We start from the raw sequence: 13,342 nt of genomic DNA, 5'->3' as shown, positions 1-13,342 counted from the left end.
GGGAAGGGCACCCCGGTCAGAGCCGCTCGATGATCGTCACGTTGGCCTGTCCGCCGCCCTCGCACATCGTCTGGAGCGCGTAGCGCCCGCCGCGCCGCTCGAGCTCGTGCAGCATGCTCGTCATCAACCGGGTGCCGGTGGCACCGATCGGGTGGCCGAGGGCGATGGCCCCGCCGTTGACGTTGACCCGCTCCGGGTCGGCGCCGGTCTCCTCGAGCCAGGCGAGCACGACCGACGCGAATGCCTCGTTGACCTCGAAGAGGTCGATGTCTTCGATCGACATGCCGGTCCGCTCCAGGGCGCGCCTGGTGGCGGGGATCGGCCCGGTCAGCATCCAGATCGGGTCGTCGGCCAGCACCGAGATGTGGTGGATCCGGGCCCTGGGGGTGAGGCCGAGCTCGGCAACGGCGCGTTCTGAGGCGATCAGGAGCGCCGACGCGGCGTCGCTGATCTGGCTGGCGACGGCGGCGGTGAGCCGGCCGCCCTCCTGGAGGGTCCTGAGTCCGGCCATCTTCTCCAGGCTGGTGTCGCGGCGCGGCCCCTCATCGGCGGAGAGGCCCCTGAGCGGGGCGATCTCCCTGGTGAAGCGGCCCTCGTCGGTCGCGGCGACGGCACGGCGGTGGCTCTGCAGCGCGTACGCCTCCATCGCCTCGCGGGTGATCCCCCACTTCTCCGCGATCATCTCGGCGGAGCGGAACTGGGAGACCTCCTGGTCCCCGTACCGGGCGGTCCATCCTTCGGACTCGGCGAAGGGGGTGGTGAAGCCGAACTGCTCGCCGACGGTCATCGAGGTGGAAATAGGGATGGCGGACATGTTCTGTACGCCGCCCGCCACGATGAGGTCCGCCGTGCCCGACATGACGCCCTGCGCGGCGAAGTGCACGGCCTGCTGGCTGGAGCCGCACTGCCGGTCGATGGTCACGCCGGGCACGTGGTCGGGCAGGCCCGCGGCCAGCCAGGCGGTGCGGGCGATGTCCCCGGCCTGCGAACCGACGGTGTCGTTGCAACCCAAGATCACGTCGTCGACCCGGCCCGGGTCGACTCCGCTGCGGTCCATCAGGGCGGACAGCACGTGGGCGCCGAGATCGGCGGAGTGGACGGCGGCGAGGGCGCCGCCGCGGCGGCCGACGGGTGTTCTGACCGCGTCGATGATGTAGGCCTCGGCCATGGGGATTCTCCTGTCAGGGGTGCTGGCTGCTCACGGACACGACCTCGCCCGTGAGGTAGGAGGAGTAGCCGCTGGCGAGGAACACCATGACGTTGGCGATCTCCCAGGGCTGCGCCGCTCTGCCGAACGCTTCTCTGGTCTTCAGCTCGGCGAGGAACTCCGGGGTGGTGACCTTCTCCAGGAACGGGTGCATGGCCAGGCTCGGCGAGACGGCGTTGACCCGGATGCCGTGCGGGGCGAGGTCCATCGCGGCGGACCTGGTCAGGGCCATGACCCCGGCCTTGGCCGCCGCGTAGTGGGCCTGGCCCTCCTGGGCGCGCCAGCCGACGACCGAGGCGTTGTTGACGATCACGCCCTTGCGGCCCGCCTCGACCATGCGCCTTCCCGCGGCCCGGACGCAGCGGAAGGTCCCGGTGAGGGTGATGTCCAGGACCTTCTGCCACTGCTCGTCGGTCATCTCCAGCAGGGAGACGGTGCCGCCGAGACCGGCGTTGTTGATCATCACGTCGACGCCGCCGAACGGCTCCGCCGCGTCCAGCAGCGCTGTGATCTGCGTCTCTTCGGTCACATCACACGGTACGGCGGTGACCCGGTCGGCGCCGAACTCGTCGCCGAGCGCGCGGACGGCCTCCTCCAGCCGCCGCTCGTGGGTGTCGCCGAGGACGACCGCGCGGGCGCCCTCCTCGAGGCAGCGCCGGACGGCGGCCGAGCCGATACCGGCTCCCGCCGCGGCGGTGACCACGACGGTGCGGCCTTCCAGCAGTCCGTGTCCGGGCACGTAGTCGGGTGCCGGCTGCTCGGTTTTGGGAGGGGTCTCAAAGTGGGTCAAGGCCTCGCCTCTCTGGGAAGGCCGAGCACGCGCTCGGCGAGGATGTTGCGCTGGATCTCGTTGGAGCCGCCGTAGATCGTGTCGGCACGGGTGTAGAGGAACAGGCGCTGGAACTCGTCGAGCTCGTACGGCGCGCCCTCGACGAGCAGTGATCCCGCGCCCGCGACCTGCATGGCCAGTTCGCCGAGCGAGCGGTGCCAAGTCGCCCAGACCAGCTTCGACACCGACGCCTGGGCGGGGCCCTGCGATTCCGGGCCCCGCCCGGCCAGGGTGCGCAGCGCGTGCAGCCGAAGCAGGTCCAGGCCCATTCGGGCGTGCGCGATGCGGTCCTGGATCAGCGGGTCGTCGATCGTGCCGTTGCGGCGGGCGAGCCCGGTGATCGCTTCGAGTTCGCGGGCGAAGGCCGCCTGCTGCCCGATGGTGGAGATGCCGCGCTCGAAGCCCAGGGTGGCCATGGCGACCTTCCAGCCGTCACCGGGCTCTCCCACGACGAGGGATGCCTCGGTGCGGGCCCCGTCGAAGTAGACCTCGTTGAAGTCGGAGGTTCCGGTGAGCTGGAGGATCGGCCTGATCACGACGCCCTTCCGGCGCATCGGGACGAGCAGGTACGACAGCCCGGCATGGCGCTTGGAGCCGGGAACGGTGCGCGCCACGACGAAGCACCAGTCGGCGTACTGGGCCAGTGACGTCCACGTCTTCTGACCGTCGACGACCCACTCGTCTCCCTCGAGCCGCGCGCGGGTCGACACCGAGGCCAGGTCGGAGCCCGCGCCGGGCTCGGAGTAGCCCTGGCACCACAGCTCCTCGACGGCGGCGATGGCCGGCAGGAAGCGCGTCTTCTGCTCCTCAGTGCCCAGCGCGATCAGGGTCGGCCCCAGCAGCTCCTCGCCCAGGTGGTTCACTCTGGCCGGGGCGTTAGCGCGGGCGTACTCCTCGTGGAAGACGATCTGGCGCAGCAGGTCCAGATCGCGTCCACCGTGCTCGGCCGGCCAGCCGAGGCAGGTCCAGCCGTGGGCGCCGAGGTGGCGGTCCCACGCGAGCCGCTCCTCGAACGCCTCGTGCTCGCGCCCGGGGCCGCCGAGGCCGCGCAGACCGGCGAAGTCGCCGGTCAGGTGGGTCTCCAGCCAGTCCCGCACCTCCTCGCGGAATCGTTCGTCCGCCGCCGAGTACGTCAGGTCCACGCGCGCCTCTCCGTCTCCTGGTTCCGTTCGGCCGCGGGGGTGGCGGCCGAAGGCGGAAGCGACCATACTAAATCAAACATTTGTTTGGTATACGTTCTACGGGGCGGCACGCAACCCCCATGACCGCTCAGAGGGAGACGAGATTCGATGAGCAGTGAACAGCCGGCGTCCGAGGAGCAGGTAGTCCTCTACGAGCGCCGCGGCCCGATCGCCTTCGTGACGCTGAACCGGCCGGAGTACCGCAACGCGCAGAACTCCAAGGTCACCTACGCGCTCGACGCCGCGTTCGTCCGCGCCGTCGACGACGACGACGTCAAGGTCATCGTGCTCGCCGGGAACGGCGAGCACTTCTGCGCCGGGCACGACATCGGCACCCCCGGCCGCGACGTCGACGAGTCGTTCGAGCGCAAGGCCGTCATCTGGTGGGACCACACCCGCAAGCAGGGCGTCGACCGCAGGATCGCCCGCGAGGCCGAGGTCTACCTGGGCATGTGCCGCCGCTGGCGGGAGATCCCCAAGCCGATGATCGCCATGGTCCAGGGCGCCTGCATCGCGGGCGGCCTGATGCTCGCCTGGTCGTGCGACTTCATCGTCGCGTCCGAGGACGCCTTCTTCTCCGACCCCGTCGTCCGCATGGGCATCCCCGGAGTGGAGTTCTTCGCCCACCCGTGGGTGATGAACCCGCGCGCGGCCAAGGAGTTCCTCTACACCGGCGGCCGCTTCAGCGCGCAGCGCGCCCACGAGCTCGGCATGGTCAACCACGTGGTGCCGCGGGAGCGGCTGGAGGCGGAGGTCGTGGAGCTCGCCGAGCGCATCAGCGACATGCCGAGCTTCGGCCTCGCGCTGACGAAGAAGGCGATCAACCAGGCCGAGGACCTCCAGGGCATGCGTTCCGGCATGGACTCGGTCTTCGGGCTGCACCACGCCGCGCACGCCCACAACGCCGAGGTGAGCGCCGACTCGCTGGCGGGCCTGGACGCCCGCGGCATGGCGAAGGCGAACAAGCGCGCCGAGGAAGCCCGATGAACCTCGACCTCGACGAACGCGAACGCGCCTTCCAGGAGGAGGCGCGGGCCTGGCTGCGCGAGCACGTGCCCGCCGAGCCCCTGCCGAACATGGACACCCCTGAGGGCTTCACCGCGCACCGCGAGTGGGAGCGGACCCTCGCGGACGGCGGCTGGTCCGTCGTCTCCTGGCCCGCCGCCTACGGCGGGCGGGACGCCTCCCTCCTGGAGTGGGTCCTGTTCGAGGAGGAGTACTACCGCGCGGGCGCGCCCTCGCGGGTCGCCCAGAACGGGATCTCCCTGCTCGCCCCGATCATCTTCGAGTACGGGACCGCCGAGCAGAAGGAGCTCTACCTGCGCCCCATGGCCGACGGCACCGAGGTCTGGGCGCAGGCCTGGTCCGAGCCCGAGGCCGGGAGCGACCTCGCGGCGCTGCGCAGCACCGCGGTCCGCGACGACGCCCGGGGCGGCTGGGTCCTGAACGGCCAGAAGACCTGGAGCTCCCGCGCCGCGTTCGCGCACCGCGGCTTCGGGCTCTTCCGGTCCGACCCCTCGCAGGAGCGGCACCGGGGCCTGACCTACTTCCTGTTCCCGCTGGACGCCGAGGGGATCACGGTCCGCCCGATCGGCAAGCTCGACGGGCACCCCGGCTTCGCGGAGATCTTCTTCGAGGACGTCTTCGTGCCCGACGCCGACGTCCTCGGCACGCCCGGCGACGGCTGGCGTGTCGCGATGAGCACCGCCGGGAACGAGCGCGGCCTGTCCCTGCGCTCCCCCGGCCGCTTCTGCGCGGCGGCGGACCGGCTGGCCGCGCTGTGGAAGGAGCGCGGCCAGGAGGCCCCCGCCTCGCTGGGCGAGCGCGTCGCCGACGCCTGGATCGCCGCGCAGGCCTACCGCCTCTACACCTTCGGCACCGTCGCCCGGCTCACCGGCGGCGGCGACATCGGGGCCGACGGCAGCGTCAACAAGATCTTCTGGTCGGAGCTCGACGTGCGGCTGCACGAGACGGCGCTCGACCTGCTCGGCCCGGAGGCCGAGCTGCGCGACGAGGGCGCGGCGGCCGGCGGCGCCTGGATGGACGGCTACCTGTTCGCCCTCTCCGGGCCCATCTACGCCGGAACGAACGAGATCCAGCGCAACATCGTGGCCGAGCGCCTGCTGGGCCTGCCGAGGGGGAAGCGATGAGATTCGCTCTGACCGACGAGCACCGCGGCTTCGCCGAGGCGCTCGACGACCTGCTGGGCAAGGCGGAGGTCCCCTCCGTCTCGCGGAGCTGGGCCGAGGGCGACCTCTCCGGCGGGCTCGACCTGTGGCGGCGGCTGGCGGAGGTCGGCGTGACCGCGCTGCGCGTCCCCGAGGAGCACGGCGGCCTCTCCGCCGGACCCGTCGACGTGGTGGTCGCCTTCGAGGCGCTGGGCCGCCACCTCGTGCCCGGCCCGTACGTCGAGTCGGTGGTCCTCGCCCCGGCGCTGCTCGCCGCGGCAGGTGACGCGGCACCTGCCCTGCCCGCGCTGGAGGGCCTGGCGGACGGGGCGGCGATCGTCACCGTCGCGGCTCCCCCGGCGACACCGTTCGCCCTCGACGCCGACGCCGCCCAGGTGGTGCTCCGCCTCGACGGAGCGGCGCTGTCCACCGCGGCGGCGGGTGAGCTGCGGGTGTCCGTAGACCGATCGCGGAGGCTGTTCGAAGTCCTGCCCGGAGAGGAGCTCGTCCGGCTCGACGCCGCCGTCGTGGCGGAGGCGCTGGACACCGCCGCGCTGGCCTGCTCCGCGCAGCTGCTCGGCGCCGGAGAACGGGCGCTGGCCACCTCCGTGGAGTACGCCGGGACCCGCCGGCAGTTCGGCCGGGTCATCGGCGAGTACCAGGCGCTCAAGCACATGCTCGCCGACGTCAGGGTCGCCCTCGACTTCGCCCGCCCGCTGGTCTACGGCGCCGCCGTCTCGCTCGCCACCGGGAGCGCCGACGCCCCCCGCGACGTCTCGGCCGCCAAGGTCGCCTCCGCCGAGGCCGCCTACCTCGCCTCCCGCATCGCGCTCCAGACGCACGGGGCGATCGGCTACACCGAGGAGTACGACCTCGGCCTGTGGATCAACAAGATCCGAGCCCTGGTCACGGCCTGGGGCACCCCTGCCTTCCACCGCGGCAGGGTGCTCGCCGCCATCACCGCCACGACCGCATGAGGAGGGCATGTGTTCTTCGCCCTGAGCGATGAGCAGACCGAACTCGCCGCCACCGTCCGCGCCCTGCTCGACCGGCGCGCCGACAGCGCCTCCGTGCGCGAGGCCGCGCGGAGCGGGCTCGGCCACGATCCCGGGCTGTGGTCGACCCTCTGCGAGCAGATCGGGGCGGCGGCGCTCGCCATCCCCGAGGAGTACGGCGGCGCGGGCTTCACGCTCTTCGAGACGCACGTCGTCCTCGAGCAGCTCGGATACGCCCTGGTGCCGTCCCCGCTGCTCGGCTCCGCCGTGCTCGGAGCGCAGGCCCTCCTGCGCTCCGGGAACACCGAAGCCTGCGCGCGCCTGCTCCCCGGCATCGCGGAAGGCACGACGTCGGCCGCGCTCGCCTGGGCGTCGGCCGACGGAGGCTGGCACCGCGACCGCTCCGACGTCCACGCCTCGCACCCCGGGGGCGGCGATCCGGTGCTGACCGGCTCGGCCCACCTGGTGCTCGACGGGGCCACCGCCGACGTCCTGCTCGTCGTCGCCCGGAACGACGCCGGCACGGTCGGGCTGTACGAGGTCGATCCCGCCTCGGCCGGGGTGCGGCGGCAGTCCACTCCCGCTCTGGACGTCACCCTGCGGTTCGCCCGCGTCGATCTCGACTCCGCGCCCGCGCGGCCTCTCACGGCGGACGCCGGTGACCTGCTCGGCGAGCTCCACGACGTGGCGGCCGTCGCCGTCACCGCGCTCCAGGTGGGCGCCGCGCAGCGCGGACTCGACATGACGGTCCGGTACTCCGGGGAGCGCGTGCAGTTCGGCCGCCAGATCGGCTCCTTCCAGGCGCTCAAGCACCGGATGGCCGACATGCTGGTCCACGTCGAGACCTCACGGACCCTCTCCTGGGCCGCGGCCTGGTCCGCCGCCCAGGGCGCCCCGGACCTGCGGGAACGGGCGGCCACGGCGAAGGCGTGGTGCTCCGACGCGCTCAACACGGTGGCCGGGGAGACGGTCCAGCTGCACGGCGGCATCGCCATCACCTGGGAGCACGACGCGCAACTGCTGTTCAAGCGGGCCCACGCGATGTCGCAGTTGTTCGGGCAGCCGCATGAGCACCGCCGCAGGTACTTCGAGCACCTGGGCCTCGCCACCGACAGGGGCTGAGGTGCACCACCCCGCCCTTCTTCAAACAAATGACCGTTTGGTGCATACTGTCGGTTCAGGATGCCGGAGCGTTTTTTCGCAATCAAGCCGTTCGTCGGCAACGCTTCCGTGTCCGGCGCGGATCCCGTGCCGGGGAGAGGAGTCACCTCGTTGAGTGACAAGACGATGTCCGTGGAGGAGTTCGCCTCCACGATCGAGTCGGGGATGACCGTGGGCATAGGCGGCTGGGGTTCCCGGCGCAAGCCCATGGCGCTCGTCCGCGCGCTGCTGCGCACCGACGTCACCGACCTGACGGTCGTGAGCCTGGGCGGGCCCGACGTCGGGCTGCTCTGCGCCGCGGGGAAGGTGCGCAAGGTGGCCTACGGCTTCGTCTCGCTGGACAGCATCCCGCTGGACCCCCACTTCCGGGCGGCCAGGGAGAGCGGCTCGGTGGAGATCGCGGAGTACGACGAAGGCATGTTCGTGGCGGGCCTGAAGGCGGCGGCCCAGCGGCTGTCGTTCCTGCCCACGCGGGCGGGCCTCGCCTCCGACGTCCTCACCATGAACCCCGGGCTTCGCACCGTCACCTCCCCTTACGACGACGGGGAGGAGTACGTGGCGATGCCGGCGCTGCGCATGGACGTCGCGCTGATCCACCTCAACCGCGCCGACGCCGCGGGCAACGGCCAGTACCTCGGCCCCGACCCGTACTTCGACGACCTGTACTCCATGGCCGCCGACCGCTGCTACCTCAGCTGCGAGGAGATCGTCCCGACCGAGCGGCTGCGCGAGGCGCCCTTCCAATCCCTCCTCATCCGGCGGATGTACGTCGACGGTGTGATCGAGACGCCTCACGGCGCCCATTTCACCTCCTGCGTCCCCGACTACGACCGCGATGAGGCGTTCCAGCGGGAGTACGCAGCCGCCGCCAAGGACCCCGAGTCCTGGAGCCGCTTCGAGGAGGCCTACCTGCGAGGGGACGAGAGCGGGTACCAGGCCGCCGTCGCCGACTTCGCCAGCACCGGAACGAGGAGTGCCTGACCATGGAGTTCACCCGAGCAGAAGTCTGCGTCGTCGCCGCCTCCGACTCCTGGCGCAACGCCGGGGAGGTGCTGGCGCACGCGGTGGGGACCGTCCCGGCGCTCAGCGCCCGTCTGGCGCGGCTGACCCACTCCCCCGACCTCGTGCTGTCCGACGGCGAGGCGTTCTTCATGAGCGAACCCGCGCCGCTGGGCAAGACCGCCGCCGACGGAGGGGTGGTCGAGGCCTGGGCCCCGTTCAGCAGCATCTTCGACATCCTGCAGTCCGGCCGCCGCCGGAGCATGATGGGGGCGAGCCAGCTCGACCGGTACGGCAACCAGAACATCTCCTGCATCGGCGACTGGCGGCAGCCGAAGCGGCAGCTGATCGGCGTCCGCGGCGCGCCGGGCAACACCGTGAACCACCGGACGAACTACTGGGTCTCCCGGCACTCGAGCAGGGTCTTCGTCGAGAAGGTCGACGTCGTCTCGGGCGTCGGCAACGACCGGGCGCGGGCGAACGGGGGCGCGGCCCTGCGGTTCCACGACCTCGGAGTCGTCATCACCGACCTGGCCGTCCTGGACTACGGGCCCGACGGCCGGCTGCGGATCAGGTCCGTGCATCCCGGCGTCACCGTCGAGGAGGTGCAGCGCAGCACCGGCTTCGACCTGGACGGGACGGACGCCGTGGAGACCCGTACGCCGACCTCCGAGGAACTGCGGCTGATCCGCGAGGTCATCGACCCGAAGTCCCTGCGTTCCCGAGAAGTCCCGGCCTGAGCGAGGCGCCGCCTGAGAGCGGCCGCCCCTCAGGCGGCCGCCTCTCAGTCCAGGCCCTTGTAGAGCAGGCCGAGGTACTGCTCGGCGAGGCTCTCCGGACTCATCTGGCCTCCGGGCCGGTACCAGCGCACCGCGGACCAGATGGCGTCGCGGATGAAGAGGTAGCCCACCTTCACGTCGAAGTCCGGCCGGACCATCCCGGACATCTGTCCCGCGGTCAGCACGCGGAGCCAGACCTGCTCGATGCGGTTGCCGTAGTCGCCGACGTAGGCGAACGCCTCCTTGCGAAGGACGTCGCTGCCGGTCTCGTTCTGATACACCGCGACCGCGTGCGGGGACTCGTGGATGCTGAGGAAGGAGATCCTGACCAGTTGGCTGAGCGTCTTGCGCGGATCGTCGCCGGCCTTCTCGGCGGCGGCGAAGCGTTCGTGGAGGCGAACGAGGAACCCGCGGAGGATCTCGTCGAGCATCGCCTCCTTGGAGGCGAAGTGGTGGTAGATGCTTCCCGCCAGGATGCCCGACGCGTCGGCAATGTCGCGCATCGTCGTCGCGGCGTAGCCCTTGGTCGCGAAGAGCTCGACCGCGGCCTCCAGGAGATGTTCGCGCCGGTTGCGCCTGGCGTCGGCCGCCTCGTCCTTCGCGGCCGTTCCACGCGACCTCGCCACCCCCATGAGGGCCTCCCTCTCCGCCGAAGGGCCGTACCGGACGCACGACCGTCCGGCCATCATACCAAACAAACATTTGGTCAAAGAAGGAAGATCATGCACACCTTCGAACCCGGAACGACCGTCCCGGCCCTGCTGCGCGGTGCCGCCCTGCGGTTCGGCTCCCGCCCCGCCGTCGTCGACGGGGACGTCCGGTTGGACTACCGGGAGCTCGCGGAACTCGCCGAGCGGGTCGCGCGCTCCCACCTGGCCCTCGGCCTGAGCCCCGGAGACCGCGTGGCGATCTGGATGCCGAACCGGGCGGAGTTCGTCGTCGCCCTGCTGGGCGCACTGTCGGCCGGCGCCTCCGTCGTGCCGCTCAACACCCGGTACCGCGGGCACGAGGCGGCCGCCATCCTGGCGAGATCCCGCGCCTGCGTACTGATCACCTCGAACGGCTTCCTCGGCAATGACTTCCTCGGCATGCTACGGGCCGCGGCGGCCGAACACGAAGGCGGGGAGTCCACCGGTCCCGTACCCGGCCTGCCCCACCTCGGCGCCGTGGTGGATGTTCCCCCCGCCGGTGAGCCCTGGAGGAGCACGCCGGAGGGAGCGATCAGCTGGGAGGCCTTCCTGGCCCGGGCCGAGGAGGTCTCCGCCGAGGCCGCCAGGGCCGCCGCCGAGAAGGTGCGGCCCGACGACGTGTGCGACATCCTCTTCACCTCCGGCACGACCGGCCTCCCCAAGGGCGTCATGAGCGCCCACCGCCAGACGGTCGACGTGGCACGGATCTGGGCCTCCGGCGCGAAACTGACCCCGCAGGACAGGTACGCGCTGGTCAACCCGTTCTTCCACAGCTTCGGCTACAAGGCGGGTTTCCTCGCCGCGCTGGGCTCGGGCTCGACGATCTACCCCGTTGCCGCCTTCGACGCCGACCGGCTCCTGGAACTCGTCCAGAACGAGCGCATCTCCGTTCTCCCGGGCGCCCCCACCATCTTCACCACGCTCCTCGACCACCCGCGCCTGGACGATCACGACCTCTCCTCGCTGCGTTTCGCCACCGCCGGGGCGGCCACGGTGCCCGATGCGCTGTTCCACAGGATGCGCGAGGAACTCGGATTCGCCGAGGTGGCCCAGGCGTACGGACTCACCGAATGCGTCATGGTGAGCCGTTCCCGGCCCGATGAAGATCCCGCGCATGTGGAGGAGACGACCGGACCGGCGGTCGACGGCGTCGAGCTCCGTCTCGTCGACATCGCCGACGGCTCGGAGGTTCCCGTCGGAGCGGACGGGGAGATCCTCGTACGGAGCCGCAACGTGATGCTCGGCTACTTCGAGGACGAGGAGGCCACCCGCGCCGCGATCGACGAGGACGGCTGGTTCCACACCGGCGACATCGGCCGCCTCGACGAGCACGGCTGCCTGAAGCTCACGGGCCGGCTCAAGGAGATGTTCACCGTGGGCGGGTTCAACGTCTACCCCGCCGAGGTGGAGGGCGCCCTGACGTCCCATCCGGACGTCTCCGAGGCCGCCGTCGTGGCCGGGCCGGACACGCGGCTCGGTGCGGTCGCGATGGCCTACGTCGTCCCCCGGCCCGGTGCCGCGCCCGATCCCCGCGCCGTCATAGCCCACTGCAGGAACCGGCTGGCGAACTTCAAGGTGCCCCGCGAAGTCTTCTTTGTGGAAGCGCTACCGCGTAACGCGAGCGGCAAGATCCTCAAGGCGGAGCTGGGTGCGCGGCCGTCGGAGGGCTGAGGCCGTGCGGCCGCGCATCGGGGCGCGGCCGCACGGACCATCACACGGGGGCCTGTCCCGGCAGTTTCTCGGTGCCCGGCGCGTGCTGCAGGAACGCGGGCCACTCACCGCCGCCGTCCACGTTGAGCACGGTGCCGCTGATGTGCGAGGCGAGCGGCGAGGCGAGCAGGACGCAGGCGGCTCCGACCTCCTCCGGTCGGGCGAACACTCCGCGCGGGATGGTCGCGGCCACCCTCGCCTGCTGCTCGGGGCCGCCGTAGTGGTCGGCGGACCCCTCGGTCTCCACAAGGCCGCAACTGACGGCATTGACCCTCACCCGCGGCGCCCACTCGACGGCCAGGCTCCTGGTGAGGCTCTCCAGGGCCGCCTTGGCCGCGCCGTACACCGCCGTCCCGGGGCTGGGACGGCGGGCGCTGATCGATGTGATGTTCACGACGGAGCCGCCCTCCTCCCGGGCGTTCATGACCGGGAAGACGAACTGGGAGACGAACACCGCCGAGAGGAAGTTGAGATCGGTGATCCTCCGGTGGAAGCGCGGCGAGGCGGAGGCGAATCCGGTGAAGGGTCCTCCCCCGGCGTTGTTCACCGCCACGTCGATGCGGCCGTGCCGCTGGGCGACCTCGTTCACCCAGCGCCGGACCTGCTCCTCCTCCCGCACGTCCACCTGGCTGAACCTGGGCGCGGGGCCGTCCCCCTCCGGTCCGGGCGACGTACGACCGCAGATCTCGACGACAGCCCCGGCCTCCTGGAAGGTCCGCACGATCCCCGCTCCGACCCCGCGCGCGCCTCCCGTCACCAGGACGACGCGGCCCGACAGATCGATCTCCAGTGCCATTTCGCGATCCCCCGCTCAGCCCGCGGCCAGCGGCTTGCCCGTGGCGACGAACGCGTCGCGGTGCCGGTCGGCGACGCCGGAGAGGCTCAGTTCGAAGGTGAAGCCCTGCTCGAAGCGGTACGAGCGGTTGACGTCGACCGGGTCGATGCCGTTGAGCGCCTCCTTGGCCGCGCGGACCACCGCGGTGTCCTTGGCGGCGATCTCGCGCGCCACGGTCAGGGCCGCCTCATCGAGCTGCTCCCGCGGCACCACCTCGAGGACGGAGCCGTAGCCCACCAGCTGCCGGGCGGGGATGGTGCGGCCGGTGTAGTAGAGCGTGCGCAGCAGGTGCTGGGGCACCATGCGGGAAAGGTGAGTCGCCGCGCCCAGAGCACCCCGGTCGACTTCAGGCACCCCGAAGTAGGCGTCCTCGCTCGCCACGATGGTGTCGGAGTTTCCGACGAGGCCGACTCCGCCGCCGAGGCAGAAGCCCTGCACCGCGGCGACGACCGGGACGGCGCACTCGTAGATCGCCTTGAAGGCCGCGTAACAGCCGCGGTTCACCTCGAGGAGCGCGTCGAAGCCGGGCTTCTGCTGGAGCTCCTTGATGTCGACTCCGGCATTGAAACCGCGCCCTTCGGCCCGGAGCACCACGACGCGGACGCCCTCCGCCCGGCCGGCTTCGGTGACGGCCTCGGCCAGGTCCTTCCATCCCGCGACGGGCAGTGCATTGACCGGCGGGAAGTCCATCGTGACGACGTGGATCCCGTCCTCTGTGACGGAGGTGATGCCCATGCTCTGCCCTTCTCTCCTGCGTTCCGGCATGCGTCCGGAAGTTGTCTACCAAAT

At 71.4% G+C, this 13,342-nt stretch carries 13 protein-coding genes; 7 read left to right on the top strand and 6 right to left on the bottom strand.

Annotated elements, in window-relative coordinates; translation table 11 throughout:
- Positions 1–16 precede the first annotated feature (16 nt).
- From C2865_RS22665 to C2865_RS22655, 3 genes are read right to left on the bottom strand one after another with little or no spacing between them, the layout of a single operon-like run.
- Positions 17–1,168 carry an acetyl-CoA C-acetyltransferase gene (locus tag C2865_RS22665; RefSeq protein WP_106400552.1) on the bottom strand — a complete coding sequence of 384 codons (1,152 nt, stop codon included), beginning with the start codon at positions 1,166–1,168 and terminating at the stop codon, positions 17–19.
- Positions 1,169–1,181: 13 nt separating this feature from the next.
- Entirely contained in the window at positions 1,182–1,997 is an 816-nt protein-coding gene (locus C2865_RS22660; protein ID WP_106400551.1) for an SDR family oxidoreductase, read from the bottom strand.
- On the bottom strand, positions 1,994–3,178 hold the full coding sequence (locus C2865_RS22655; RefSeq protein WP_106400550.1) for an acyl-CoA dehydrogenase family protein: 1,185 nt from the start codon (positions 3,176–3,178) through the stop codon (positions 1,994–1,996). Before C2865_RS22655 ends, C2865_RS22660 begins: the two co-directional genes overlap by 4 nt.
- Positions 3,179–3,325: 147 nt before the next feature.
- Between C2865_RS22655 and C2865_RS22650 the strand changes: the two genes are divergently transcribed.
- From C2865_RS22650 to C2865_RS22625, 6 genes are all read left to right on the top strand, one after another.
- Positions 3,326–4,204, top strand: a complete 879-nt coding sequence (locus C2865_RS22650; protein WP_106400549.1) for an enoyl-CoA hydratase — start codon at positions 3,326–3,328, stop codon at positions 4,202–4,204.
- Complete coding sequence (locus C2865_RS22645) at positions 4,201–5,367, top strand: acyl-CoA dehydrogenase family protein (protein ID WP_106400548.1); 1,167 nt, start codon at positions 4,201–4,203, stop codon at positions 5,365–5,367. The genes C2865_RS22650 and C2865_RS22645 overlap by 4 nt, the downstream gene beginning before the upstream one ends.
- The gene (locus tag C2865_RS22640; RefSeq protein ID WP_106400547.1) at positions 5,364–6,362 is read left to right on the top strand and encodes an acyl-CoA dehydrogenase family protein; all 999 of its coding nucleotides are present in this window, start codon (positions 5,364–5,366) and stop codon (positions 6,360–6,362) included. The genes C2865_RS22645 and C2865_RS22640 overlap by 4 nt, the downstream gene beginning before the upstream one ends.
- A 9-nt stretch (positions 6,363–6,371) precedes the next feature.
- The gene (locus tag C2865_RS22635; RefSeq protein ID WP_106400546.1) at positions 6,372–7,502 is read left to right on the top strand and encodes an acyl-CoA dehydrogenase family protein; all 1,131 of its coding nucleotides are present in this window, start codon (positions 6,372–6,374) and stop codon (positions 7,500–7,502) included.
- A gap of 165 nt (positions 7,503–7,667) precedes the next feature.
- Positions 7,668–8,522 (top strand): CoA transferase subunit A, encoded by an 855-nt coding sequence (locus C2865_RS22630; RefSeq protein WP_198653548.1) that lies wholly within the window; start codon positions 7,668–7,670, stop codon positions 8,520–8,522.
- Between the two features lie 2 nt (positions 8,523–8,524).
- The gene (locus C2865_RS22625) at positions 8,525–9,280 is read left to right on the top strand and encodes a CoA-transferase subunit beta (RefSeq protein ID WP_198653506.1); all 756 of its coding nucleotides are present in this window, start codon (positions 8,525–8,527) and stop codon (positions 9,278–9,280) included.
- A gap of 44 nt (positions 9,281–9,324) precedes the next feature.
- On the opposite strand, the gene C2865_RS22620 is transcribed toward C2865_RS22625, so the two are convergent.
- Complete coding sequence (locus C2865_RS22620; protein WP_106400543.1) at positions 9,325–9,951, bottom strand: TetR/AcrR family transcriptional regulator; 627 nt, start codon at positions 9,949–9,951, stop codon at positions 9,325–9,327.
- Between the two features lie 90 nt (positions 9,952–10,041).
- Between C2865_RS22620 and C2865_RS22615 the strand changes: the two genes are divergently transcribed.
- Positions 10,042–11,679, top strand: a complete 1,638-nt coding sequence (locus C2865_RS22615) for an AMP-binding protein (protein WP_106400542.1) — start codon at positions 10,042–10,044, stop codon at positions 11,677–11,679.
- A 40-nt stretch (positions 11,680–11,719) separates the two neighbouring features.
- Here C2865_RS22615 and C2865_RS22610 read toward each other — a convergent pair whose 3' ends face one another.
- Both C2865_RS22610 and C2865_RS22605 read right to left on the bottom strand, forming a co-directional pair.
- Complete coding sequence (locus tag C2865_RS22610) at positions 11,720–12,514, bottom strand: SDR family oxidoreductase (protein ID WP_106400541.1); 795 nt, start codon at positions 12,512–12,514, stop codon at positions 11,720–11,722.
- A gap of 15 nt (positions 12,515–12,529) precedes the next feature.
- Complete coding sequence (locus C2865_RS22605) at positions 12,530–13,288, bottom strand: enoyl-CoA hydratase family protein (protein WP_106400540.1); 759 nt, start codon at positions 13,286–13,288, stop codon at positions 12,530–12,532.
- Between the last annotated feature and the right edge of the window lie 54 nt (positions 13,289–13,342).

It is taken from the genome of Actinocorallia populi (assembly GCF_002995495.1).
In the GTDB taxonomy this organism is placed as follows: domain Bacteria; phylum Actinomycetota; class Actinomycetes; order Streptosporangiales; family Streptosporangiaceae; genus Actinocorallia; species Actinocorallia populi.
This window is presented reverse-complemented; position numbering and strand designations above follow the sequence as displayed.

Coding starts and splice junctions, on each gene's coding strand:
- C2865_RS22665 (WP_106400552.1), bottom strand. CDS start 1,168: ATGGCCGAGGCCTACATCATCGACGCGGTCAGAACACCCGTCGGCCGC.
- C2865_RS22650 (WP_106400549.1), top strand. CDS start 3,326: ATGAGCAGTGAACAGCCGGCGTCCGAGGAGCAGGTAGTCCTCTACGAG.
- C2865_RS22645 (WP_106400548.1), top strand. CDS start 4,201: ATGAACCTCGACCTCGACGAACGCGAACGCGCCTTCCAGGAGGAGGCG.
- C2865_RS22640 (WP_106400547.1), top strand. CDS start 5,364: ATGAGATTCGCTCTGACCGACGAGCACCGCGGCTTCGCCGAGGCGCTC.
- C2865_RS22630 (WP_198653548.1), top strand. CDS start 7,668: ATGTCCGTGGAGGAGTTCGCCTCCACGATCGAGTCGGGGATGACCGTG.
- C2865_RS22625 (WP_198653506.1), top strand. CDS start 8,525: ATGGAGTTCACCCGAGCAGAAGTCTGCGTCGTCGCCGCCTCCGACTCC.
- C2865_RS22620 (WP_106400543.1), bottom strand. CDS start 9,951: ATGGGGGTGGCGAGGTCGCGTGGAACGGCCGCGAAGGACGAGGCGGCC.
- C2865_RS22615 (WP_106400542.1), top strand. CDS start 10,042: ATGCACACCTTCGAACCCGGAACGACCGTCCCGGCCCTGCTGCGCGGT.
- C2865_RS22610 (WP_106400541.1), bottom strand. CDS start 12,514: ATGGCACTGGAGATCGATCTGTCGGGCCGCGTCGTCCTGGTGACGGGA.
- C2865_RS22605 (WP_106400540.1), bottom strand. CDS start 13,288: ATGGGCATCACCTCCGTCACAGAGGACGGGATCCACGTCGTCACGATG.